The 21,616-nt window shown below is 70.5% G+C and carries 20 protein-coding genes; 2 read left to right on the forward strand and 18 right to left on the reverse strand.

Translation table 11 applies throughout. The features are described from left to right. Nucleotides 1–24: 24 nt before the first annotated feature. From ACFY3V_RS21905 to uvrA, 3 genes are all read right to left on the reverse strand, one after another. Entirely contained in the window at nt 25–495 is a 471-nt protein-coding gene (locus tag ACFY3V_RS21905; RefSeq protein WP_362897377.1) for a Rieske (2Fe-2S) protein, read from the reverse strand. A gap of 223 nt (nt 496–718) precedes the next feature. After that, the gene (locus ACFY3V_RS21910; protein WP_350947790.1) at nt 719–1,144 is read right to left on the reverse strand and encodes a Rieske (2Fe-2S) protein; all 426 of its coding nucleotides are present in this window, start codon (nt 1,142–1,144) and stop codon (nt 719–721) included. Between the two features lie 89 nt (nt 1,145–1,233). Beyond that, nucleotides 1,234–4,074, reverse strand: coding sequence for an excinuclease ABC subunit UvrA (gene uvrA, locus ACFY3V_RS21915; RefSeq protein WP_362897378.1), 2,841 nt, complete (start codon nt 4,072–4,074; stop codon nt 1,234–1,236). A gap of 291 nt (nt 4,075–4,365) precedes the next feature. Between uvrA and ACFY3V_RS21920 the strand changes: the two genes are divergently transcribed. Then, nucleotides 4,366–5,007, forward strand: coding sequence for an MBL fold metallo-hydrolase (locus tag ACFY3V_RS21920; RefSeq protein WP_362897379.1), 642 nt, complete (start codon nt 4,366–4,368; stop codon nt 5,005–5,007). Nucleotides 5,008–5,236: 229 nt separating this feature from the next. Here ACFY3V_RS21920 and ACFY3V_RS21925 read toward each other — a convergent pair whose 3' ends face one another. From ACFY3V_RS21925 to ACFY3V_RS21985, 13 genes are all read right to left on the reverse strand, one after another. After that, nucleotides 5,237–5,506 (reverse strand): hypothetical protein, encoded by a 270-nt coding sequence (locus ACFY3V_RS21925; RefSeq protein ID WP_350947793.1) that lies wholly within the window; start codon nt 5,504–5,506, stop codon nt 5,237–5,239. 140 nt (nt 5,507–5,646) lie between these two features. Continuing rightward, nucleotides 5,647–6,480 carry a CDP-diacylglycerol--serine O-phosphatidyltransferase gene (pssA, locus tag ACFY3V_RS21930; protein WP_350947794.1) on the reverse strand — a complete coding sequence of 278 codons (834 nt, stop codon included), beginning with the start codon at nt 6,478–6,480 and terminating at the stop codon, nt 5,647–5,649. Beyond that, entirely contained in the window at nt 6,467–7,072 is a 606-nt protein-coding gene (locus tag ACFY3V_RS21935; RefSeq protein ID WP_350947822.1) for a phosphatidylserine decarboxylase, read from the reverse strand. Before ACFY3V_RS21935 ends, pssA begins: the two co-directional genes overlap by 14 nt. A 169-nt stretch (nt 7,073–7,241) precedes the next feature. Continuing rightward, nucleotides 7,242–8,231, reverse strand: a complete 990-nt coding sequence (locus tag ACFY3V_RS21940; protein WP_362897380.1) for a TerC family protein — start codon at nt 8,229–8,231, stop codon at nt 7,242–7,244. Nucleotides 8,232–8,607: 376 nt separating this feature from the next. Then, complete coding sequence (locus tag ACFY3V_RS21945; RefSeq protein WP_389775710.1) at nt 8,608–9,768, reverse strand: glycosyltransferase family 4 protein; 1,161 nt, start codon at nt 9,766–9,768, stop codon at nt 8,608–8,610. Next, nucleotides 9,761–11,410 (reverse strand): murein biosynthesis integral membrane protein MurJ, encoded by a 1,650-nt coding sequence (gene murJ, locus ACFY3V_RS21950; RefSeq protein WP_389775713.1) that lies wholly within the window; start codon nt 11,408–11,410, stop codon nt 9,761–9,763. Before murJ ends, ACFY3V_RS21945 begins: the two co-directional genes overlap by 8 nt. After that, complete coding sequence (locus tag ACFY3V_RS21955; protein WP_362897383.1) at nt 11,407–12,285, reverse strand: hypothetical protein; 879 nt, start codon at nt 12,283–12,285, stop codon at nt 11,407–11,409. The genes murJ and ACFY3V_RS21955 overlap by 4 nt, the downstream gene beginning before the upstream one ends. 4 nt (nt 12,286–12,289) lie before the next feature. Then, nucleotides 12,290–13,264: a copper transporter gene (locus tag ACFY3V_RS21960; RefSeq protein WP_350947799.1), complete on the reverse strand. Its 975-nt coding sequence runs from the start codon at nt 13,262–13,264 to the stop codon at nt 12,290–12,292. Further along, a complete protein-coding gene (steA, locus tag ACFY3V_RS21965) occupies nt 13,261–14,472 on the reverse strand; it encodes a putative cytokinetic ring protein SteA (protein WP_350947800.1) in 1,212 nt (403 codons plus the stop codon). Before steA ends, ACFY3V_RS21960 begins: the two co-directional genes overlap by 4 nt. Nucleotides 14,473–14,642: 170 nt before the next feature. Then, nucleotides 14,643–16,355, reverse strand: coding sequence for a DNA repair protein RecN (gene recN, locus ACFY3V_RS21970; protein WP_350947801.1), 1,713 nt, complete (start codon nt 16,353–16,355; stop codon nt 14,643–14,645). 90 nt (nt 16,356–16,445) lie between these two features. Beyond that, complete coding sequence (locus ACFY3V_RS21975) at nt 16,446–17,351, reverse strand: NAD kinase (RefSeq protein WP_350947802.1); 906 nt, start codon at nt 17,349–17,351, stop codon at nt 16,446–16,448. 173 nt (nt 17,352–17,524) lie between these two features. Then, complete coding sequence (locus tag ACFY3V_RS21980) at nt 17,525–18,343, reverse strand: TlyA family RNA methyltransferase (RefSeq protein WP_362897384.1); 819 nt, start codon at nt 18,341–18,343, stop codon at nt 17,525–17,527. After that, entirely contained in the window at nt 18,340–18,696 is a 357-nt protein-coding gene (locus tag ACFY3V_RS21985) for a hypothetical protein (protein WP_389775717.1), read from the reverse strand. Before ACFY3V_RS21985 ends, ACFY3V_RS21980 begins: the two co-directional genes overlap by 4 nt. A gap of 607 nt (nt 18,697–19,303) precedes the next feature. On the opposite strand from ACFY3V_RS21985, the gene ACFY3V_RS21990 reads away from it, so the two are divergent. Next, on the forward strand, nt 19,304–19,651 hold the full coding sequence (locus ACFY3V_RS21990) for an SCP2 sterol-binding domain-containing protein (RefSeq protein ID WP_389775720.1): 348 nt from the start codon (nt 19,304–19,306) through the stop codon (nt 19,649–19,651). 176 nt (nt 19,652–19,827) lie between these two features. On the opposite strand, the gene ACFY3V_RS21995 is transcribed toward ACFY3V_RS21990, so the two are convergent. Next, entirely contained in the window at nt 19,828–20,847 is a 1,020-nt protein-coding gene (locus ACFY3V_RS21995; RefSeq protein ID WP_389775723.1) for an HAD-IIA family hydrolase, read from the reverse strand. 226 nt (nt 20,848–21,073) lie between these two features. Further along, nucleotides 21,074–21,505 (reverse strand): tetratricopeptide repeat protein, encoded by a 432-nt coding sequence (locus ACFY3V_RS22000; protein ID WP_350947807.1) that lies wholly within the window; start codon nt 21,503–21,505, stop codon nt 21,074–21,076. Nucleotides 21,506–21,616: the final 111 nt, after the last annotated feature.

Here is a 21,616-nt window from a genome sequence, read left to right on the forward strand (position 1 = left end):
TGGTGGGCTCGCGGCGGTCAGGAATCAGGCGAGGACGATGGAGTCGCCGTCCACCTTGATCGCCTTCTCCTCCAGCGGGTCGGTGGCCGGGCCGTTCGCCACGGAACCATCGGTGATCTTGAACTTGCTGCCGTGGCAGGGGCAGTCGATGGTGTCGCCCTCGATCTTGTCGACGTCGCACCCCTGGTGGGTGCAGACGGAGCTGAACGCCTTGAACTCGCCCGCGGCCGGCTGGGTGATCACGATCTTCTGGTCCTTGAAGATCTTGCCGCCTCCCTCGGGGATGTCCGCGGTCTTGGCCAGGGCGTTCGCGGAGCCGCCCGAGTCGGCGCCCGCGCTCGTCTCGGCCGCCTCCGGCGCCTGCGACGCGGAGGTCGCGGAGGTGTCCCCGCCGCTCTCCGCCGGCTCCCCGTAGCCTCCGCACGCGGTCAGCACCGCGGCCATCCCGGCCCCGCCGGCGCTGAATATCACCGTACGACGTGTCGTCTCAGTCATCTATATCCTCCAGAATCATCATCTTCAGGTACGGCTCGCACCCCGATGACGGTTCAGCTTGCCGCACATCGTGTCAGGGGACTGTGAAGAATTACTCCCTCGGCCCTCTTCACGGACTAACCGGAGAACCCTCGCCAAACCCTCATCACGGGCCTCGGCCCCGGCGAACCAGGCCCGGCCCGGCGGATCCGCGCCTCCCCGGAGGAGAGGTCGGCGCGAACCGTCAGAGCACGATGATCCCGTCGCCCTCGACCTTCAGCGCGTACTGGACCAGCGGCGCCTCCGCCGGGCCCTTGAGACATTCTCCGGAGTCGACCGCGAACTCGCTGCCGTGACAGGGGCAGCGGATGACGCCGTCCCCGATCCTGCCGACCGCGCACCCCCGGTGCGGGCAGCTCGCCGTGAACGCCCTGAACACCCCCGAGGCCGGCTGGGTGATGACGATCTTCCACTTGGTGATCACCTTGCCGCCGCCCACCGGGATGTCGGCGGTCCGTGCGATCACCTTCCCCTTGATCCCCGGCGGCACGATGGCGGCGGCGGACTCCCCGCTCGCGCATCCCGCCAGCGCCGCACCGCACGCCACGGCCCCCGCGGCGGCGATCACCTGCCTGCGCGCGGGCATGGCGGAGGTTTCCTGCATGCTCATCGCGGCCCTTCTCGCAATGTCATCCCCGATCGGAACCGGGCTCCCTCGTCCAGGGTATTGACGGGGGAGCCCGGTCCCGAATCCGGCCCTCAGCTGCCGAGGATCTTGCGCAGGAAGCGGCCGGTGTGGCTCTCGTCGACGAGGGCGACCTCCTCGGGCGTCCCGGTGGCGAGCACGCTACCGCCCCGCGAGCCGCCTTCGGGCCCCATGTCGATCAGCCAGTCGGCGGTCTTGATCACGTCGAGGTTGTGCTCGATGACGATGACCGTGTTGCCCCCGTCGACGAGCTTGCCCAGGACGCCCAGCAGCCTGCGGATGTCCTCGAAGTGCAGGCCGGTGGTGGGCTCGTCGAGCACGTAGATCGTGCGGCCGGTGGAGCGGCGCTGCAGCTCCGAGGCGAGCTTGACGCGCTGGGCCTCACCGCCGGACAGGGTCGTGGCGGGCTGGCCGAGCCTGACGTATCCCAGGCCGACGTCGTTGAGCGTCTTGAGGTAGCGCTTGATCGCCGGAATGGAGTCGAAGAAGTCCAGGGCCTCCTCGATCGGCATGTCGAGCACCTCGGAGATCGTCTTGCCCTTGTAGTGGACCTCCAGGGTCTCCCGGTTGTAGCGCGCCCCGTGGCAGACCTCGCAGGGCACGTAGACGTCCGGCAGGAAGTTCATCTCGATCTTGAGGGTGCCGTCTCCCGAGCAGGCCTCACACCGGCCGCCCTTGACGTTGAAGCTGAAACGGCCCTTCTGGTAGCCGCGGACCTTGGCCTCTGTGGTCTGCGCGAACAGGTCGCGGACCTTGTCGAAGACGCCGGTGTAGGTCGCCGGGTTGGACCGGGGCGTGCGGCCGATCGCCGACTGGTCGACGTGCACGACCTTGTCGACCAGATCCATCCCGTTGACCCGCGCGTGGCGGCCGGGGACGGTGCGCGCGCCGTTCAGCTCCTTGGCGAGCGCGTTGTAGAGGATGTCGTTGACCAGGGTGGACTTGCCGGAACCCGAGACCCCGGTGACCGCGGTCAACAACCCGAGCGGGAACTCCACGTCGACGCCCTTGAGGTTGTGCTCACGGGCGCCCTTCACGGTGATCTGCCGCTTCCTGTCGCGCTTGCGGCGGGTGGCGGGGATCGCGATCGTCCTGCGCCCCGACAGATAGGCGCCGGTCATCGAGTCTTCCGAGGCGAGCAGGTCGGCCACGGTGCCGGAGACGACGACCTGGCCGCCGTGCTCCCCCGCCCCGGGGCCGATGTCGACCACCCAGTCGGCGGCGGCGATGGTGTCCTCGTCGTGCTCGACCACGATGAGCGTGTTGCCCATGTCGCGCAGCCTGATCAGGGTCTCCAGCAGCCGCTGGTTGTCACGCTGGTGCAGGCCGATGGAGGGCTCGTCCAGCACGTACAGCACCCCGACCAGTCCCGAGCCGATCTGGGTGGCGAGCCGGATGCGCTGTGCCTCGCCACCGGCGAGGGTGCCGGAGGCCCGGTCCATGGTGAGGTAGTCGAGGCCCACGTCGAGCAGGAAGCCCATCCGGGCGTTGATCTCCTTGACCACCCGCTCGGCGATGTGCATGTCGCGCTCCGAGAGCTTCAGCCCCGCCAGGAACGTCGCGCAGTCGCCGATCGACATCGACGAGACGTCGGCGATCGAGCGGCCGTCGACCGTGACGGCCAGCGAGACCGGCTTGAGCCTCGCCCCCTTGCAGGCCGGGCACGGGATCTCCCGCATGTAGCCTTCGTACTTCTCGCGCATGCCGTCGCTGTCGGACTCGCCGTGGCGGCGCTGCACCCAGGGGATGACCCCCTCGAAGGTGGTGTAGTAGGAGCGCTGGCGGCCGTAGCGGTTGCTGTAGCGGACGTGGACCTGCTCGTCGTGGCCGTACAGCAGGGCCTTCTGCGCCTTCTTGGGGAGCCGCTCCCACGGGGTGTCGAGGCCGAACCCCATGGTCAGGCCGAGCGCCTCGACGAGGCGCTCGAAGTAGTCGCTGGTGTGGCCCCCGGCCCACGGCGAGAGCGCGCCCTCGCCCAGCGGCCTCTCCGGGTCGGGCACGATCAGGTCGGGGTCGACCTCCATCCGGACGCCCAGGCCCGTGCACTCGGGACAGGCGCCGAAGGGGGAGTTGAACGAGAACGAGCGGGGCTCGAGCTCCTCGAACGACAGGTCGTCGTAGGGGCAGTAGAGGTGCTCGGAGTAGAAACGCTCGCGGTTGGGGTCGTCCTCGGGCAGGTCGACGAACTCCAGGGTGATCGTCCCGCCCGACAGGCCCAGGGCGGTCTCCACAGAGCCGGTCAGCCGGCTGGCCGCGCCCTCCTTCACCGCCAGACGGTCGACGATCACCTCGATGTCGTGCTTTTCCTGCTTCTTCAGCGTCGGCGGCTCGTCCAGGCGGACCACGGTGCCGTCGACGCGGGCGCGGGCGAACCCCTTGGCCTGGAGCTGGCTGAACAGCTCGGCGTACTCGCCCTTGCGGCCGCGGACCACCGGGGCGAGCACCTGGAAGCGGGTGCCCTCCTGCAGCTCCATCACCCGGTCGACGATCTGCTCGGGGCTCTGCCTCGCGATCGCCCGCCCGCACTGCGGGCAGTGCGGCTTGCCGATGCGCGCCCACAGCAGGCGCAGGTAGTCGTACACCTCGGTGATCGTGCCGACGGTGGAACGGGGGTTGCGGCTCGTCGACTTCTGGTCGATCGACACCGCGGGTGAGAGTCCTTCGATGAAGTCGACGTCGGGCTTGTCCATCTGCCCGAGGAACTGCCGCGCGTACGCCGACAGCGACTCGACGTAGCGGCGCTGACCTTCGGCGAAGATCGTGTCGAAGGCCAGGCTTGACTTGCCCGAGCCGGACAGCCCGGTGAAGACGATCAGAGCGTCTCGCGGAAGGTCCAGCGAGACGTCCTTGAGGTTGTGTTCACGTGCACCACGCACGATGAGGCGGTCAGCCACAGCAGTCCCGACGTCGTTGGTAGAGGGTTGGAAGTAGTCGCGGGAAGACTAGCGAGAGGGGCCGACAATTTTCCGGACCGGCGTTCGGAGTCTTTCCTGACCGGCGTCCGGGGTCGTTTTCCCGCCCCCTCCAGAGTACGGTCTCCCCCCGGATATGGCAGGTGGCCCACGATTTCAACGACGTGAACACCCCCCTTATGCCCCGTCCGGCCCGCCGGGCGCGATGATGATGGTGACGAGGGCGGAGCGCGTGCCGCCCCGCCTTCCCGCGACCCCGTCCGAGGAGAATCCGTGACGTACACCGGTGACGTGCAGGTCGGCGGCCCCGCCGACCTGCGCGAACTGCCCGCCCTGACGATCGCCAAACTGGCCGTCGGCCCGTTCGACAACAACGCCTACCTGATCCGGTGCACCCAGACCGGCGACGGCGCCCTCATCGACGCCGCCGCCGAACCCGACCGTCTGCTCGAACTCATCGGCGACCAGCCGATCAGCAAGATCGTCACCACCCACCAGCACGGCGACCACTGGCAGGCCCTGGAGGAGGTCGCCAGGGCGACCGGCGCCTCGGTGATCGCCCATCCGCTCGACGCGGGGGCACTGCCGGTGCCGGTGGATCTGGAGGTGGAGGACGGCGACGGGGTCACCGTCGGTGTGGTCAGCCTGGAGGTGATCCACCTGCGCGGGCACACCCCCGGTTCGATCGCCCTGTACTACCCCGGCCACCTGTTCACCGGCGACTCGCTCTTCCCTGGCGGCGTCGGCAACACCAACAAGGATCCCGAGCGGTTCGCCCAACTCTTCGCCGATGTGTCGGAGCGGATCTTCGACAGGCTGCCGGACGACACCTGGGTCTACCCGGGCCACGGCAAGGACACCACGCTCGGCGCCGAGCGCCCCTCCCTGCCCGAGTGGCGCGAACGCGGCTGGTGACCTCCCGCCTCATTCCCTCCCCCTGCGTCGCCTGACGCGGGCATGGCAGGCCGGGGCAACCCCTCGGCGCCGCCCGGGCACGGTCGGTGACCGCTCTCGGAACGCCAGGACCGACACCCGCCCGCCCGGGGGGGAAGGCCGTTCCCGCTCCCCCGCGCACGTCATCGAGGCGGTCCGGTTCGCGGAAGCACGGTGGGAAGGCGGTAGGTTCCCACCGGGCTCGCGGACATCAGCCGCCGAAGACCCGGAGGATCCGATCCGCGGCCTTGGAAGGATCCTCCACCCGCTCGACCAGATCGCCCCATGACCAGCGGTAGAACCAGCCCTCGGCGAGCGGTACGCAGTCGAGGGTCTCGTTGAACATCGCCGCCTCGGGATCGGTGACCCGCAACGACGGCGGGCTCCGCCTGAGCGTCACGTTCATGCCTCTCAGCTCCAGCTCGCGAGCGAGCATGCCGAGGAAATAGGTGCGTGTGTGCTCGTGCGGCTCGGTTGCCATGAGGCAATTGAACGCACCCGCGCCGGGCGGGGAAAGCGGATCGGGACATTCCAGGGCGAGAACGGGTCGCGGCATGGGATGTCCGCGACCATCGCCCCACCGCCCGGGTGAACACACTCCGGGCGGCCTCAGGCCAGGCCTCAGCCGACTCCGGCGGACGCCTTGCGCTGCTCCTTGCGCTTCTCCCGCTTGAACATCAGAACCCGCAGCGGGATCGCCGCCACGATCGTCATCTGCATGACGGCACCGACTTTGATCAGCGTGTCGCCGCCCGCCAGGCCCGCGACCCAGATGGTGAGGCAGGCGACGTTGATCATCATCCAGGCGAGCACGGCGGCGGCGAGGTTGCCCTTGGGCTTGGGGTATTCGATCCGGCTCACCATGAGGTACGCCACACCGAAGACCGGCAGGATCGTCCAGACCGACGGGGGGAAGAGCAGCACGACCGAGACCACGGTCATCGCCCCCATCGGGATGGGCAACCCCATGAAGTCACCGCTCTTGGTCTTCACCGAGGCGAAGCGCGCGAGCCGGATGACGCCGGCCAGCAGCACCGACGACGCCGCGGCCATCACCAGCAGAAAGGGGATCTGCTGGTTGAACCCCGCCCAGATGACCACCATGAAGGCCGGCGCGAAGCCGAAACTGATCACATCGGCGAGGTTGTCCAGCTCGGCGCCCATCGCCGAGGCGCGGAACTTCCTCGCCACCAGGCCGTCGAACAGGTCGCAGGTGGCGCCGATCAGCAGGAGCACCACGGCGGTGCCGAAGAACCGGGGGTCCGCCGCGAAGGGCTTGGCCTCCTGCAGCGAGCTGATGGCCGACCAGGCGAGCACGCAGACCGCGAGGAAGCCGCAGAGGGCGTTGCCCAGGGAGAGGGAGTCCGCGGCCGACAGGCGAAACGCCTTACCTACCGGTCCTCGCGGCTCGTCGTCCGTCTCGTCCATCGGCCAGCTCGCGTCAGCCGTGGTCAAGGCTCGTCACCCCCGCGACCGTCTTCTCGCCCACGGAGACGGCGGGCGCGACTCCCTCGGGAAGGTAGACGTCGACCCGGGAGCCGAGCCTGATCAGGCCGATCCGCTCGGCCTTGGCCACCTTCGCCCCCTCGGCCACGTAGGGCACGATGCGACGTGCGACCGCGCCGGCGATCTGGACCATCTCGATGTCGCCGAGAGCGGTGTCCAGGTGCCAGACGACCCGCTCGTTGGTGTCGCTGTCCTTGTTGAACGCGGGCAGGTATCCCCCGGACACGTGCTCCACCGAGGTGACCGTGCCGGCGAGCGGCGCCCGGTTGACGTGCACGTCGAGCGGGCTCATGAAGATCGCTACCCGGGTGCGGCCGTCCGGCCACGGGTCGATGCTCTGCACCACGCCGTCCGCGGGCGACAGGATCCGCCCGGTGCCCGGAGTGCGATCCGGGTCGCGGAAGAACCAGAGCATCCCACCGCTGAGCGCGGTCAGCGGAACCGCCGCCAGCGCCCAGCGCCGGTCACGGCGGCTGAGCAGTGAGGTCACGGCGGCGGCGGCGACGGTCGGGAGCAACCACGGGGAGACGCCACGTGCCAGGCCCAACGGACCTGGTATGTGGCTTGCTGAATCGTGGGACACAGGGAACCTTTGTGATGTCTTGCGGCATTAGACCGGTATGTCTACCCGCTCTGGGGCAGGATGTTACCCATCTCTTAGCCTTTATAAGGCGCAATGAGACAAGCAAAGCGCCTCACACGCCGATTCGCTAGCCTTGCTCGACACTCGCCGGGGTGGTGTTTTCCTTGCCCGCGCGGGCGTCACGCCGGACCTTGATCAAGCTGATCACCGTGGTGACGGCCATCGTGACGACGATCACCGACAGCGACACCCAGATCGGCACCTCGGGGGCCCAGGAGACACCACTGGAGTGCAGCGCCTCGAGGATCAGCTTAACCCCGATGAAACCGAGGATGAACGCAAGACCGAAGCTGAGGTAGACCAGCTTCTGAAGCAGTCCGCCCAGCAGGAAGTAAAGCTGGCGCAATCCCATGAGGGCGAACGCGTTCGCGGTGAAGACGATGAAGGCGTCCGTGGTGAGGCCGAAGATAGCCGGAATCGAGTCGAGCGCGAACAGCAGGTCGGTGGTGCCGATCGCGATCATGACGATCAGCAGCGGGGTGACCAGGCGCTTGCCGTCGACCTTGACGGTGATCCTGGCGCCCACGTAGTCGTCGGTGTGCGGGAGCACCCGCCGTGCCCAGCGCAGCACCGCGTTCTCCTCGAGGTGCTCCTCCTCGCCGAACTGACGGACGAGCTGGACGGCGGTGTAGATCAGGAACGCGCCGAAGACGTAGAAGAGCCAGCCGAAGTTGGCCAGCGCCGCGGCGCCGATCGCGATGAAGATGCCGCGCATGACCAGCGCCATCACGATGCCGATCAGCAGCACCTTGTGCTGGTATATCTTCGGCACCGCGAAGCGGGTCATGATGATGTAGAAGACGAAGAGGTTGTCGACGCTGAGGCTGTACTCGGTGAGATATCCGGCGATGAACTGGCCCGCGGGGGTGGGACCAGCGATCACCCACAGCCCGATGCCGAAGAGCACCGCGAGTGTGACGTAGAAACCGACCCAGAACCCGGCCTGCCTGAGGGAGAACTCCCGGGGCTCGCCTCGGTCGACTATCCACAGGTCGAAGGCGAGGACGACCAGGAGGCCGCCGATCACGGCGAGCCAGACCCAGACAGGAACATTCACGGTTGATAAACCTCCGGCGGCGCGCATGACAGACTGCCGGAGGTCTCTCCCGCCCGCATGAAACCAGGTCGATGTGAAGCGGATCGACGATGCGGACCGACAGCCCCGGGGGCCTCGTGGAGCGAGACAACACCGTGATGACGAGACTGCCGCGAAGGGATACTCCCCCCCTAACCACGCCAGTATAGGCGTCTGGCATGGCGTCGCCTAATCCAACCTCGCGGCTCCTCCGCTTGTTCCATCGACCCCGAAATCGCCTGCCGACGGCCCTTTCCAGCCCTTCCGGCTCCCTTTCGGGACCGGGCGCGCGCCTTCCTTCTCCCCGCGGGACCGAGCGCCCTCCCGCGGTTCTCTGATCGAAAAACCCCGCGCGCTCTCAGCCGGAGAGCCCCGCATAGACCGCGAGCACCGCCCCGAGCGCCTCTGCCTCGCCCGGCAGTTCGCGGCCCCGCAGGGCGGCGGCCCCGGCCAGCGCCGCGGCGAGCTTGTCGTCGGCGAGCACCCTCGCGACCGCGTCGCGCATCGCGGCGACATCCCCGTACGGCACCAGCAGCCCGGCCTCTCCCACCATCGCGGGGATGCCCCCCACGGCGGTGGCGACGACCGCCGTTCCCGCCCGCAGGGCCTCCTGCACGGTGAGGGGTTGCCCCTCCCAGCGGCTCGGCACCACCAGCGCCCTCGCCACCCCGAGCAGATCTCCCACGTCGGCGCGATCGCCGAGCAACCGCACCGGCAGGCTCTCCCGGTCGATCCGCCCCTGCAGCTCCCCCCTCAGCGGCCCCTCCCCCGCCACCAGGAACACGACTCCGGGCGCGCGCTCCCGCGCGATCCGGCCGTGCCCGGGCTCGGTGGAGATCGCTTCCCGCGCGGGTTCCGCCTCCTGAGCCCCGCGCAGGGTCTTCGCGACGTCGAGCAGGGTCTCCAGGCCCTTCTGCTGGGCGAGCCTCGCGACCGTGAGGAAGATCATCTGGTCTCCCACCCCGAGCTCTCGCCGCATGTCGCCGGGCTCGCGTCCCGAAGGGGGCAACGGGGGCGCGGGCACGACCGCGGCCTCGACACGCGTGGCACCCAGGCGGCTCATCCGCTCCCCCAGGTCGGGGGAGACGACCAGGATCCGGTCGGCGCGACGGGCCACGATCCGTTCCAGGAGGCCGTAGACCGCGCCGACGGCGCCGCCCGCGGTGGCGGCGTTGTGCAGGGTCACCACCAGCCCTGTCCCGGTCCCCGCCAGCGCGATCGACGCCAGAGCCCCGGCCCGCAACCCGTGGGCGTGCACGACGTGCGCCCCGCGCAACGCGCGAAGCGCCAGGACAGCCCGCAGGTCGCCGGCCGGGCGAGGCCGGTCGGAGATCGGCACGGGCACGAAGCGCGCACCGAGCGCGGCGAAGCCGAAGGCCCGCTCCGTACTCGGCGGGCCCGCCACGACCACCCGGTGGCCGTCACGCACCAGCCCTCCGGCCAGCATCGCCACGTGCCGGCCGACCCCTCCCGCGCTCGTTCCCAGTACGAGTGCCACCCGCCTGCCCTCATCAGCCATCGGAAAGGCCACCCTCCTTCGCGGCCCCTCGGCGGAGCCTCACCGCCAGCGCCTGGACGTCCTGCCTGTCGATCATCACGGCCACGGCCGCGAAAGCGACCACACCGGCCACACCGGCGGCCAGGCCCGCCGCCACGAACTCCCAGGTGGACACCGCACCCAAGGCGTTGACCAGGGCGAGCCCCGATCCCCAGGCGGCACCACCACCGGCCACGGTCGCGAGGAGAGTGCGTGGCGTCCCCGCCAGCGCGGCCGCTCCCCTGGTGCGAAGCACCGCGACGGCCAGGAGCAGCCCGCCGACGGTCATACCGACCGTGCTGCCCAGACCGAGCAGCCCGACCACGTCGGCCGGATTCCCCGCCGTGCGGGCGAGCACGATCTGGGCCACCAGCGCGACGGCCCACCCGGTCACCGAGGCCACGGCCGCCGACCGGCCCCGCCCGCAGGCGTACAGGACGCGGGCGAGGTGCAACATGAGCGCGTACCCGGCCAGGCCGGGCGCGAACAGCGCGACACCCCTCGCCATCTCGGCGGGGTCGCCGCCAGGGGTCCCATCGAGGAACACCCTCGACACCGGTACCGCGACCGCCGCCATCACCCCGGCCGCGAGCCCCGTGACCAGGAGCACGGCCCGGGTGGTGGAGGCGGTCAGGGCGTCGAAACCCGGCGTGTCCCCCTCGGCCGCTCGGGTGGACAGCACGGGGAACGAGCTGGTGGCGATCGGCATCACGAGCACCGCGTACGGCAGCTGGTACAGCGCCCAGGCGTAGGTGTAGGCGGCGATCGCGCCCTCGCCTCCCAGTTCGTTGGCGAGGCGGATCACGACGATCAGCGCGATCTGCTGCGCGATCAGCACGGCGAGACCCGCGGTGGCGAGACTCCGCGCCCTGGCCGCGACGCCCGGCGGGAACGACAGCGAGGGCCGCAGCCTCAGCCGCAGCCGGGCCACCGGACCGATCACGGTGAGCACCATCGCGGCGGCGGCGACGGTCGCACCGAGGGAGAGCGACAGCTGCCCGGCACCGCTGAGCTGCGACAGGTCCCTCGCGGCCTCCTCGTTGACCGCCTCGAACAACAGGTTGGAGGCGACGATGAGCAGGCTGGAGACCAGCGGCGCCAGGGCCGGGCCCATGAACCGCTGGTGGGCCTGGAGCACCCCGTACAGCACCACGGCCAGGCCGAAGAAGATCATCCGGGGGGCGAAGACGACGAGCAGGCCGGTGCCGGCCTCGACGACGTCCGCCAGGTCGCACGGGGCCGGATTCGCCACGAGCAGCGCGACGATCGGCCCGGCGAACGCGACGATGAGCAGCGTGAGCGGCACCAGGACGAGCATCGACCAGGTGAGCAGCGCCGAGGTGGTCCTGCTCACCTCCGCCCTGGCCTTGGGGTCGTCATCGGACCTGGAGGCCGCCGAGGCCAGCACCGGCACCACCATCCCGGCCAGTACGCCGCCCGCGACCAGCTCGAAGACGATGTTGGGCACGTAGTTGGCGGTGTTGTAGGCGGTGCCCAGGCAGCTGTTGCCGACGCTCTGCGACTGGACGAGATAGCGGCCGAAACCGACGAGCCTGGCCAGGACGGTCACGACTCCGATGAGGAGCGCCGCTCCCGCGACCCCTCGTGCGATCCTCGTGCTCATCGGGTGGCGGGTGCCTGCTCCACAGGGCGACGGCCGAGCATGTCGAGGCGGTGCAGGACGGGGTTGCCCGCGATCACCTTGGTGAAGCTGATCTTCTCGGAGGCCGCGGTCAGCGCGACCACGGTGCCGAGCACGGCCAGGCGCCCCGGACGTCCCAGGGTGATGGTCGCGGCCAAGCCGAGCAGCGCGCCCAGCGCGTTGGCCCCCGCGTCACCGAGCATCGCCCGCTCACCGAGGTCCTCGGGCAGCAGCGCGGCGGCGGCCCCCATGGGGAGCGCGACCACGGTGGCCGAAGCCGGGTCGTTTCCGAGCAGCCCCGCGGCGAGCAGGGGCGCTCCGGCGAGGAGGCCCACCTTGACGGCGCGACCCGGCCGCAGGTCGAAGAGGTTGGCCAGGTTCGCGCTCCCCGCGATCAGCACACCGTTGACGGCGACGTCGAAGGGGTGACGGGAGGTGAGGGCGGCCGCGGCCAGGCCGGTCGCGCCGATACCGAGGAGCTTCACGGCCCCGCTGGTGACCTCGCCCTTGGCCAGGGCACTCAGATGCCCCTTGAACCCCTTGGACGAGGTCGCGCCGTACAGGTCGTCGTAGGCGCCGAGCCCGCCACCACCGGCCACCGCCAGCAATGCCGCCACGCGGACCCTGCCGGGCAGCCCGGGCATCGCCGCCGCGGCGGCACCGGCACCGGCGACGAACGCCGGGCCCTCAAGCAGGGTGATCGGCTCACCCCTGTGGTTCGTGCGGGCCCAGGTCTCCGTGTCGCCGACCGGAGGCCTGCGGGTGAAGGCGGCGTACGCGGCGCGCGCGGCAACCGCGCCGAGGAACGCACCGGCGAGGGCACCCGCGAGGGCGCGGGGAAAAGCGCGACGAGCCATCGGATCATCCTCCGGAGGTGGCCGTGGGGACCGTGGGGGTCGGCGTCGCGCTGGGCTCGATGCCGGAGACACCGGGGCCGATGCCGTACTGGCCGGCCAGCCCGGTGAGTTGCTCTCGGAGAGCGTAGACCACCACGACCCGTCCTGCGGGCATATCGGCGGTGTCGACGCTGGAGACCTTCTCCGTGAAGGCCGCGTCCTCGCGGAGCGCGGCGATCACCCCGCCGGGCGCGACGGAGGTCTGCGTGCCGGCGATCACGGTGCCCTGGCCCGCGTCGTCGAGGCCGAGCGCCAGCGTCACGAGCGTGCCCGCCTGCGCACTCGCGGTCTCCCCCGCGTACGCCTCCGCCGGGGCGATCATCAGGGCCGTCTCCGCGCGTCTGGCGGGCTCGCCGGTGACGGTGAGCAGGCCGGCGCGCTGGAACGCGTCGAGGATGCCGGCTCCGGACGGGTGCTCCTTGCCCACCTGGCTGGAGTCACTGGTCAGGATCGCGCCGGCGAGCACCTCCGCCGCCTTGTCGTGCGCCGTGTCCTCGACGGAGAAGACGGTCTCGGCGGCCTTGGCCCCGACGGCCAGCTTGTCGACGAAGCCCGCCTGGGCGGGGTCGGTGTACCGCTCGGTGAGGGTGATCCGGCCGGTCACGCTCCCCCCGGCCTCCTCGATCGCCTGCTGCGCCGCCTCGCGCACGCTCGCGGTGCTGCCCGGGGCCTCGACGATCACGACGCTCCTGCCGACGAGCGCGTCCTGGACCATCCGGGCGGTGCCGCCGGTCACGAAGGCGTCGTTGGCGGCCTCGCGCTTCTGCAGGGCGTCCACCTGGTCGCGAAGCTCGTTGTTGCCCTCGCGAAGCTGGTTGGCCAGCGACTCGCTCGCCTTGATGACGGGATCTTCGAGCAGGGTGGTGCCGAGCACGATCCCGACCGACAACGCGAGGAAGATCGCGACGATGGAGACGAGGTGATAGCGGAAATCGATCACGAGAAGAGTCCGACCAGCCAGAAGATGAAGCCACTCCAGACGTCGCGGACGCTGTCCAGCCAGATCTTGCCCACCGGGGAGACGACGATCGCCACTCCCATGGTGATCAGCGTGGTGGCGACGAGCAGGAGCAGGGACGGTGTGGAGATCCGGCTGCGATAGAGCCGGCTGACGCCTTTCGCGTCGACGAGCTTGCTGCCCACCCGCAGGCGGGTGAGGAAGGTGCTGGCCATGCCGGAGCGGCCCTTGTCGAGAAACTCCACCAGGGTCGCGTGGGTGCCGACGGCGACGATGAGATCGGCGCCCTTGTCGTCGGCGAGCAGCATCGCGATGTCCTCGCTGGTGCCGATCGCCGGGAAGAGCACCGCGGTGCGGCCCAACTGCTGGACCCGCTCCAGTCCGGGCGCCCTGCCGTCGCGGTAGGCGTGCACGACCAGCTCGGCGCCGGTGGTGAGCGCCTTGGTGGAGACGGAGTCGAAGTCACCGACGATGATGTCGGGCAGGTAACCGGCCTCCAGCAGCGCGTCGGCGCCGCCGTCCACCCCGATCATGATCGGGCGGTATTCGCGGATGTAGGGGCGGAGGGCGGCGATGTCCTCCTTGTAGTGGTAACCGCGCACCACGATGAGAACGTGCCTGCCCTCCATCACGGTCCGGACGTCGGGGACGCCGATCCCGTCGATGAGGAGGTCGCGCTCACGGCGGACGTACTCCATGGTGTTGGCCGCGAACGCCTCGATCTGCACCGTCAGCCCGGCACGGGCCTCGCTCATCGCGGCCTCGATGGACTCCGCCGTCTGCACGTCGCCCTTGCCCACCACCTCGTCGTCGAGGTGAAGGACGCCTTCGTGCAGCCTGACCAGGTCGCCGTCCTTGATCCGCTCGAACAGCTCGGGGGTCGCGTTGTCGACGAACGGCACCCCGGCCTCGACGATGATCTGCGGGCCGAGGTTGGGGTAGCGGCCGCTGATGCCGGAGGCGATGTTGACGACACCCGCCGCGCCGCACGCGACAAGGGCCTCCGCGCTCACCCGGTCAACGTCAACGTGATCGATAATCGCGATTTCCCCGGCCCTGAGGCGCTTGGTCAGCCTCTTGGTCCGCCGATCGATTCTCGCCACTGCCGTCACCCCGGGAAGGTCCGTGACCTTCCTGCGGCGGAGGTACCTTGTGAGCCTGTCTTGAAGCTCTTCAGTCGGCACCTTCATCACGCCCATCCTGCCAGAGTGAACGACCGGGAGAGCCAAACAGGCGGCAGCGTGTTAGATACGTCACCCGATACTCCTGAGACCTGCTCCCCTGGAACGCGAGGATTACTCCTTCAACCCCTCACGTACCGCCTCGCTTCTCGAATCCGGCGTGTTCGGCCTGTTTCGGGTCACGCCTTGTCGGCGGCGGCGATCGAGAGGAGCTCCTGCGCGTGCGCGCGGCCCAGCTCGGAGTCCTCAAGCCCGGCGAGCATGCGGGAGAGCTCCCTCGCCCGGCCGTCCTTGTCGAGGGCGATCACGCCGCTGCGCACCACGCTCCCGTCGTCGGCCTTCTCCACGACGAGATGCTGGTCGGCGAAGGCCGCGACCTGCGGCAGGTGAGTGACGACGATCACCTGGGAGGTGCGGGCCAGCCGTGCCAGCCTGCGGCCGATCTCCACCGCGGCCTTACCTCCGACGCCCGCGTCGACCTCGTCGAAGACGAACGTCGGGACCGGGTCGGCGCCGGCGAAGACCACCTCGATGGCGAGCATCACCCGGCTCAGCTCACCGCCGGAGGCGCCCTTGTTCAGCGGCAGGAGCGGCGAGGCCGGGTGCGGCGCCATGCGCAGCTCGACCTCGTCGACGCCGTGCGGGCCGAACTCGGAGGCGGCGGTGATCGTGACCGCGACCCTGGCGTGCGGCATGGCCAGCGCGGTGAGCTCCTCGGTCACGGCCTGCCCGAACCGCTCCGCGGTCGCCGTCCTGACCCGGGTCAGCTCGGCGGCCAGCTCGGTGAGGCGCGCGGTGAGCTCCTCGTGCTCGCGGGTGAGCTCGCCGATGCGGTCGTCGTCACCGTCGAGCTCCGCCACCCGGGCGGCGGCCCGCGCGGCCCAGGCGAGCACCTCCGCGGTGTCCTGGCCGTATCTGCGGATGACGTGGATGAGCGCGGCCCGTCGCTCCTGCACCACCGCGAGTCTGCCCGGGTCGGCGTCGACCGACTCGGCGTACGCGGCCAGCTCGGTGGCGACGTCGGAGATCAGATAGCCCGCCTCCGCGAGCCGGTCGGCGATCCCGGCGAGCGAGGGGTCGAAGTCGCGCACCGCCTCGACGGCCGCGCGGGCCTCGCCGACCAGCGCGATGGCGTCCGGCATGGCCTGCTCACCCGACATCGGATCGCCGAGCAGCGCCCGGTGCGCCGTCTCCGCGGCGCTCCTGAGGGAGTCGGCGTGGGAGAGCCGCTCCTCCTCCTCGCGCAGCTCGATCTCCTCGCCGGGCTTGGGATCGGCCTTCTCGACCTCGCCGAGCCCGAACCTGAGCTGGTCGGCCTCCTGTGCGCGTTCCCTCGCCTTGGTGGTCAGCTCGGCCAGCCTCTCCGCGGTCTCCCTGTGCCGCTTGTACGCCTGCTCGTAGGCACGCAGCGGCTTGACCAGTTCCTCACCGGCGTAGCGGTCGAGGGCGGCCCGCTGACGGCCCGGCTGCAGCAGCCGCTGCTGGTCCATCTGGCCGTGCACGGCGACGAGGTCCTCGGCCAGGTAGGTGAGCGTGCCGACGGGAACCGTCCGCCCGCCCAGCCAGGCGCGGCTGCGCCCCTCGACGGAGACCGTGCGCGAGATGATCAGCTCGCCGTCCTCGACCACGCCTCCCACGTCCTGCACCTGCTGGGCGACCCGCCCGGCGGGGTCGACGATCAGCGTGCCCTCGATGGTCGTCTTGCCGGAGCCCGGACGGACGCGGGCGGGGTCGGCACGGCCGCCGAACAGCAGCCCCAGGCCGGTCACCACCATGGTCTTACCCGCGCCCGTCTCGCCCGTGACCACGGTGAATCCCGGCGCCAGCTCCAGGACGGCCTCATCGATCACGCCGAGCCCCTGGATACGGACCTCCTCGACTCCAGGTCGCACTGGTCCCTCCCGTCACATCGAATTCACCGAACATCAGTGCGGTGCGCGGGCACGATCCTACGCGCTTGAGGCGTCGCCCGCCCGGACGAACTAGGGCCTCACGCGACCCCGCCACCCCTGTACGGGGAGATCGAACTTCGCGACCAGCCTGTCGGTGAACGGCGCCCCGGTGTCCTCCAGACCGTGCAGCCGCGCCAGCCGTACCGGTAGCTCCGCCCGCCGCAGTTCCACCCTCGCACCGGCCGGCAGGTCGAACCTGCGGCGGCCGTCGCACCACAGCACCGCGCCCGCCGTCTCCGGCTGGACCTCCAGTGCCAGCTTGGAGCGGGGAGAGACCACCAGGGGCCTGGCGAACAGGGCGTGGGCGCTGATCGGCACGAGCAGCAGCGCCTCCACCTCCGGCCACACGACCGGGCCTCCGGCGGAGAAGGCGTACGCGGTCGAACCGGTCGGCGTGGCACAGATCACCCCGTCGCACCCCCAGCGTGACAGCGGGCGCCCGTCGATCTCGGCGACCACCTCGAGCATCCGCTCGCTCTTCTCGACGGTGACCTCGTTCAGCGCCCAGCTGTCGGCGAGCAGCTTGCCGTTGAGGCGGGCGGTGACCTCGATGGTCATCCGCTCCTCGACGTCGTAACGGCCGTCCACCACGCTGTCGACCGCCTCCGCCAGGTCCTCCACCTCGGCCTCCGCCAGGAAACCCACGTGGCCGAGGTTCACCCCCAGCAGCGGCACTCCCGCCGGGCGGGCGAGCTCGGCCGCCCGCAGGAGGCTGCCGTCGCCACCGAGCACGATCATCATCTCGACGGCGTCGACCGCCGCCGGACCCGCGGGTACCACGTCGGTCCCCGCGCAGGCGATCTCCTCGGCCTCGACGCTGAGGACCCGCACGGTCAGCCCGGCGTCCACGAGCCGCTGGATCACCATCCGGGCGCTGTCGACGGCCGCCGCCCGCCCGGTGTGCGCGGTGACCAGCACGGTGCGCTTGGCAGTCATCGACTCTCCTTGAACGTGGAGATCCTCGCCCCCGGGTGGGGGAGGAAGCTGAGGTCTGGGTGGCAGAGGATTCGGAGGTTGAGGTCCGGACAGGCCGGAAGGTTTCCGGGTGGCAGAGGTCTGGAGGGCCGAGGCCGGGCGCTGAAGGGCCGGGAGCCGGAGAGCTGGAGCGGCTACCGGGGGCCTTCCGCCACCGCTCGCTCGATCTCCGCGTCAAGGTCGGGGACCGGCGGAGCGCCCTCTCCCCTGCCCAGCCAGATGACGTACTCGACGTTGCCGGACGGGCCCGGCAGAGGACTCGCGGTCACCCCTCGCACGGTCAGGCCGAGCGTCCGCGCGGCCTCGGCCACGTCCCTTACGGCCCCGGCGCGAAGTTCCGGATCGCGGACGACCCCTCCGGCGCCGACCCGCTCCCTGCCGACCTCGAACTGGGGTTTGACCAGCATCGCGAAGTCGGCCCGTTCCGCGGCGCACAGGACGAGGGCCGGCAGCACCAGGCGCAGGGAGATGAAGGAGAGGTCACCGACGATCAGCGTGGGCGCCTCGCCGAGCATGTCGGGTTTCAGGTCCCTGACGTTGACCCGCTCCATCACCGTGACCCTGTCGTCGGTCCGCAGCGACCACGCGAGCTGGCCGTACCCGACGTCGACGGCCAGGACGTGCGCCGCTCCCGCACGTAGCAGTACGTCGGTGAAGCCCCCGGTCGAGGCTCCCGCGTCCAGGCAGCGGCGTCCCTCCACGGTGAGGCCGAGAGGACCGAAGGCCTCCAGCGCGCCGAGGAGCTTGTGCGCGCCCCGCGAGACATAGTCGGGTCCCTCGGCCGCCTCCGCGACCACGATCGCCGAGGCCGTGTCGACCTGGGTCGCGGGCTTCGCCGCCACCTGGCCGCCGACGCTGACCCGGCCGGCCTCGATGAGCTGGGCCGCCTGCTCGCGGGACCGCGCCAGCTTCCGGCGGACGAGCTCGCTGTCGAGACGTGTCCGCCGGCTCACGGGCGCCGATCCCGGGTGCCGTCCACCGAGGGGCGCCCCTGCCCGGGAAGAGCGTGCACCAGGGCCGGTCCCGGCCTTGGCACGCCGCTTGGCTTTGGCAGGCCGCCCGGTGAGGTCGCTTCCCGCTCCGGGGCACCGTGCGCCGGGGCGGTGGCCCGCTCCGGAGGACTGTCCGGCGAGGCGGACTCCCGCCCCGAGGTACCGTTCACCGCGGCGAGCGCCTGCTCCAGTCCGGTGAACACCTCCTCGAAGACGTCCGCGTGCGCGGAGACGGGCAGAGCGCCGAGACGGGTGAGCCCGCCCAGCGCGGCGTCCGCCCGCTCATCGCCCGTCTCCTCCAGCAGGTCCGTCATGTGCCCCCTCCGGAACCGCTCCTGGCCGCTTCGGCCGTCATGGTCGTCTTCGCGGCCCTTGCCGCCGTACGAGCGCCACGCTCACCGGCGCCGCGCCCGTGGATTCCCCGACCGTATCGGAAGCCGCGCCCCTCGTCGCCTCGGCGGGCTTTCCCGCCTTTCCGGCTTTCCCTCGCCCATGCACGGGCTCCCCTCCTCGGCGGGTTCTCCCCACGCCGCGAATCCCGCCCCGTCCTTCCCTTGAACGCAGGGGGATCCGCGAGGGCCGACCCGCACAGACGCGGGATATTCGCGGCGGCCGATCCGCACGGATACGGGGGGATCCGCAGCGGCCGATCCACACAGGTCGGCCCAGCGCGGGCAAGGAAGGGAGAGATCTTCCAAAGATGGGTAAACCGCGAACTATCGCGGGAACCTCGATCGTTGTCATGCCATTAAGGTCGGCGGCCGTCGGCGCATAACCCCGCGATGTCGTGAACGCCATTGCGGAAGCCTCTTTCTCCGGTGCCCCCGCGCCGGATTGCATGCCGTACCCATGTGGAACGCTACCGTCCGTACCTGAAAGGGATTCGGATCGGTCAGGGAGAAGAGAAGGGAGCGCCACGCGATGGCGACCGTCGACGAGTGCCGGGTGGCACTGCGCAAACTCGGCGAGCAGTTCGACGAGGTTGACCGGGAGAGCCGCGACAAGCACGTGGTCGAACGCAGTATCAGCTGCCACATCAAGGATCTCGACGTCACCTTCTACGGCCACATCCACCACGGCGGCCTCGGTCCCTTCGAGGATCTTTCCCCGGACGACCGCAGGCAGGCCGAGGTGAAACTGACCATCGGCAGCGATGATCTCATCTCGCTGGTCAACGGGGACCTCGACATGGGACGGGCCGTCTTCGGCGGCCGGATCAAGGTCGACGCCAGCTTCGGTGACCTTCTCCGCCTGCGCAAGCTCCTTTGAGGATCCCGCCCGAGGGCGGGATCACACGGGCGGAGAGGGTCACGCAGGGCGACGGCCCGCCCGGCCCCGGCCTCCCGGCCTGGGCTCGGCGTCAAGGGGAGCACGTGAGGTCACGCCGAGAAGGGGATGACGAGGGCTGGGCGGCCGTTGGAGGAGGCCGGGGTCGAGCGGCCGTCTCAGCCGGAACGCGAGGCCCGTGGCGAGAGCGCTGAGTCGAGTGCCGCCTTCACCGCGTCCTCGTCCGCCCGGCCCTCGCCCACGGCCTCCCAGGTCGCCGCGGAAGCCGCGCGAAGCCCGTCAAGCGGCTCACCCCCGCCTTCGAGGGTGAGCACGCCCTCCTCCCAGCGGGCCGTCCACCCCTCGCAGGTCCACCCGTCCGCGATCCTCCGCACCTCGGGGTAGGGCCGGTGCAGGTCGGACAGATCAGCGGCGACGTAGGTGGGCCGGTGCCGGGGAGCGGCGGTCAGCACGTCGAGCGGGCCCGCCACTCCCGTCAGGACCAGCAGACTGTCCACCCCCGCGTTGGTCGCTCCCTCGATGTCGGTGTCGAGCCGGTCACCGACCACCAGAGGCCGCTGCGATCCGGTGCGGAGCATCGACTCGCGGTGCAGGGGCGGCTCGGGCTTGCCCGCGACGATCGGCTCCACCCCGGTCGCCGTGGCGATGACCCTGACCATCGAGCCGTTACCGGGAAGCTCACCCCTGCCCGTCGGCATGGTCGAGTCGGCGTTCGCGGCGACGAAGAGGGCTCCCCCTCTCACCGCGAGCGTGCCTTCGGCCAGCAGGCCGTAGGAGAGATCGGGAGCGATGCCCTGGACGACCGCGACCGGCCCCTCCAGGGCGGTGCTGACCGGGCGCAGTCCGTGGACGCGCAGTGCGGAGCGCAGCCCCATCCCACCGACCACCAGCACCGCGGCGCCCGGTTCGACCCGCTCGGCCACGACCCGCGCGGCGGCCTGGGCGGAGGTCACGACGTCCTCGGGTTCCGCCGGGGCGCCCAGCGCGCGCAGGTGCTGGGCGATGGCCGCGGGGGTGCGTGAGGCGTTGTTGGTGACGTAGGCGAGACGTACACCACCCTCCGCCGCCCGGCGCAGGGACTCCGGGGCCGCCGGTACGGCGTTGCGCCCGAGGTACACCACCCCGTCAAGGTCAAGGAGAAGGGTGTCATACGGGTCGATCAGCGTATTCGTGTCCACCGGCCCATTTCATCACCCACGTTCCACCGCCCGCACCGCTCCCATGCGGCGGAACCGCCTGGATCACGTCCTGCGAACCCGCACGGATCAACCGGGCGAGCATCCTCGGGGCGTACCGGCAGGGCACCCACCGGTCGCGTCGGCAGCAGGAACCGATCACACCGGCAAGGTCGGCACCGATCACATCCTGCGGGCGTTCGGGATCACAACGGCGAACTCGTACGGATCACATCCTGCGGGCACGCAACGTGGCGCGAACACTTTTCAGCGCGGAAACATAGTGCCGCAGGTCGGGCCGCATCGCGACGGCGATCGCCAGTGGCTCCTGAGCCCCCTCCATGTCCCCGGTGCGCCACAGGGCGAGCCCAAGACCGAAATACGCGTAGTCCTCAGCCGGATTGGCGTCGATGATCCAGCGAAAGCTGTCGACGGCGTCGGCGTACTGCCGGGAGTTGAACTGTGCTCGGGCGAGGGCCTCCCGGATGCTCCGCGACTCCGGCTCCGCGTCGGCCGCCCGCTCCAGCAGCGCGGCCGCCGCCGCCGGACTGCCCTCGGCCAGCAGTTTCGTCCCTCGTTGGAACCATTCGTAGACGTCCCCGGCCGGAGCGCCCGTCTCGGGGCTGGGGGAATCAGACGGACCGCCACGTCCTTGGACCATTATGTGAGGCCTCCTTCATCGACAGACGACAGATCTGGCCGATTTCCTGACGGACCAGGCACCATCGCAGACTCGAAGCGGCCCCCGGCCGTTTCAGGCCTTTATGGCAGC

The organism is Streptosporangium sp. NPDC000095, assembly GCF_042899335.1.
Taxonomy (GTDB): Bacteria; Actinomycetota; Actinomycetes; order Streptosporangiales; family Streptosporangiaceae; genus Streptosporangium.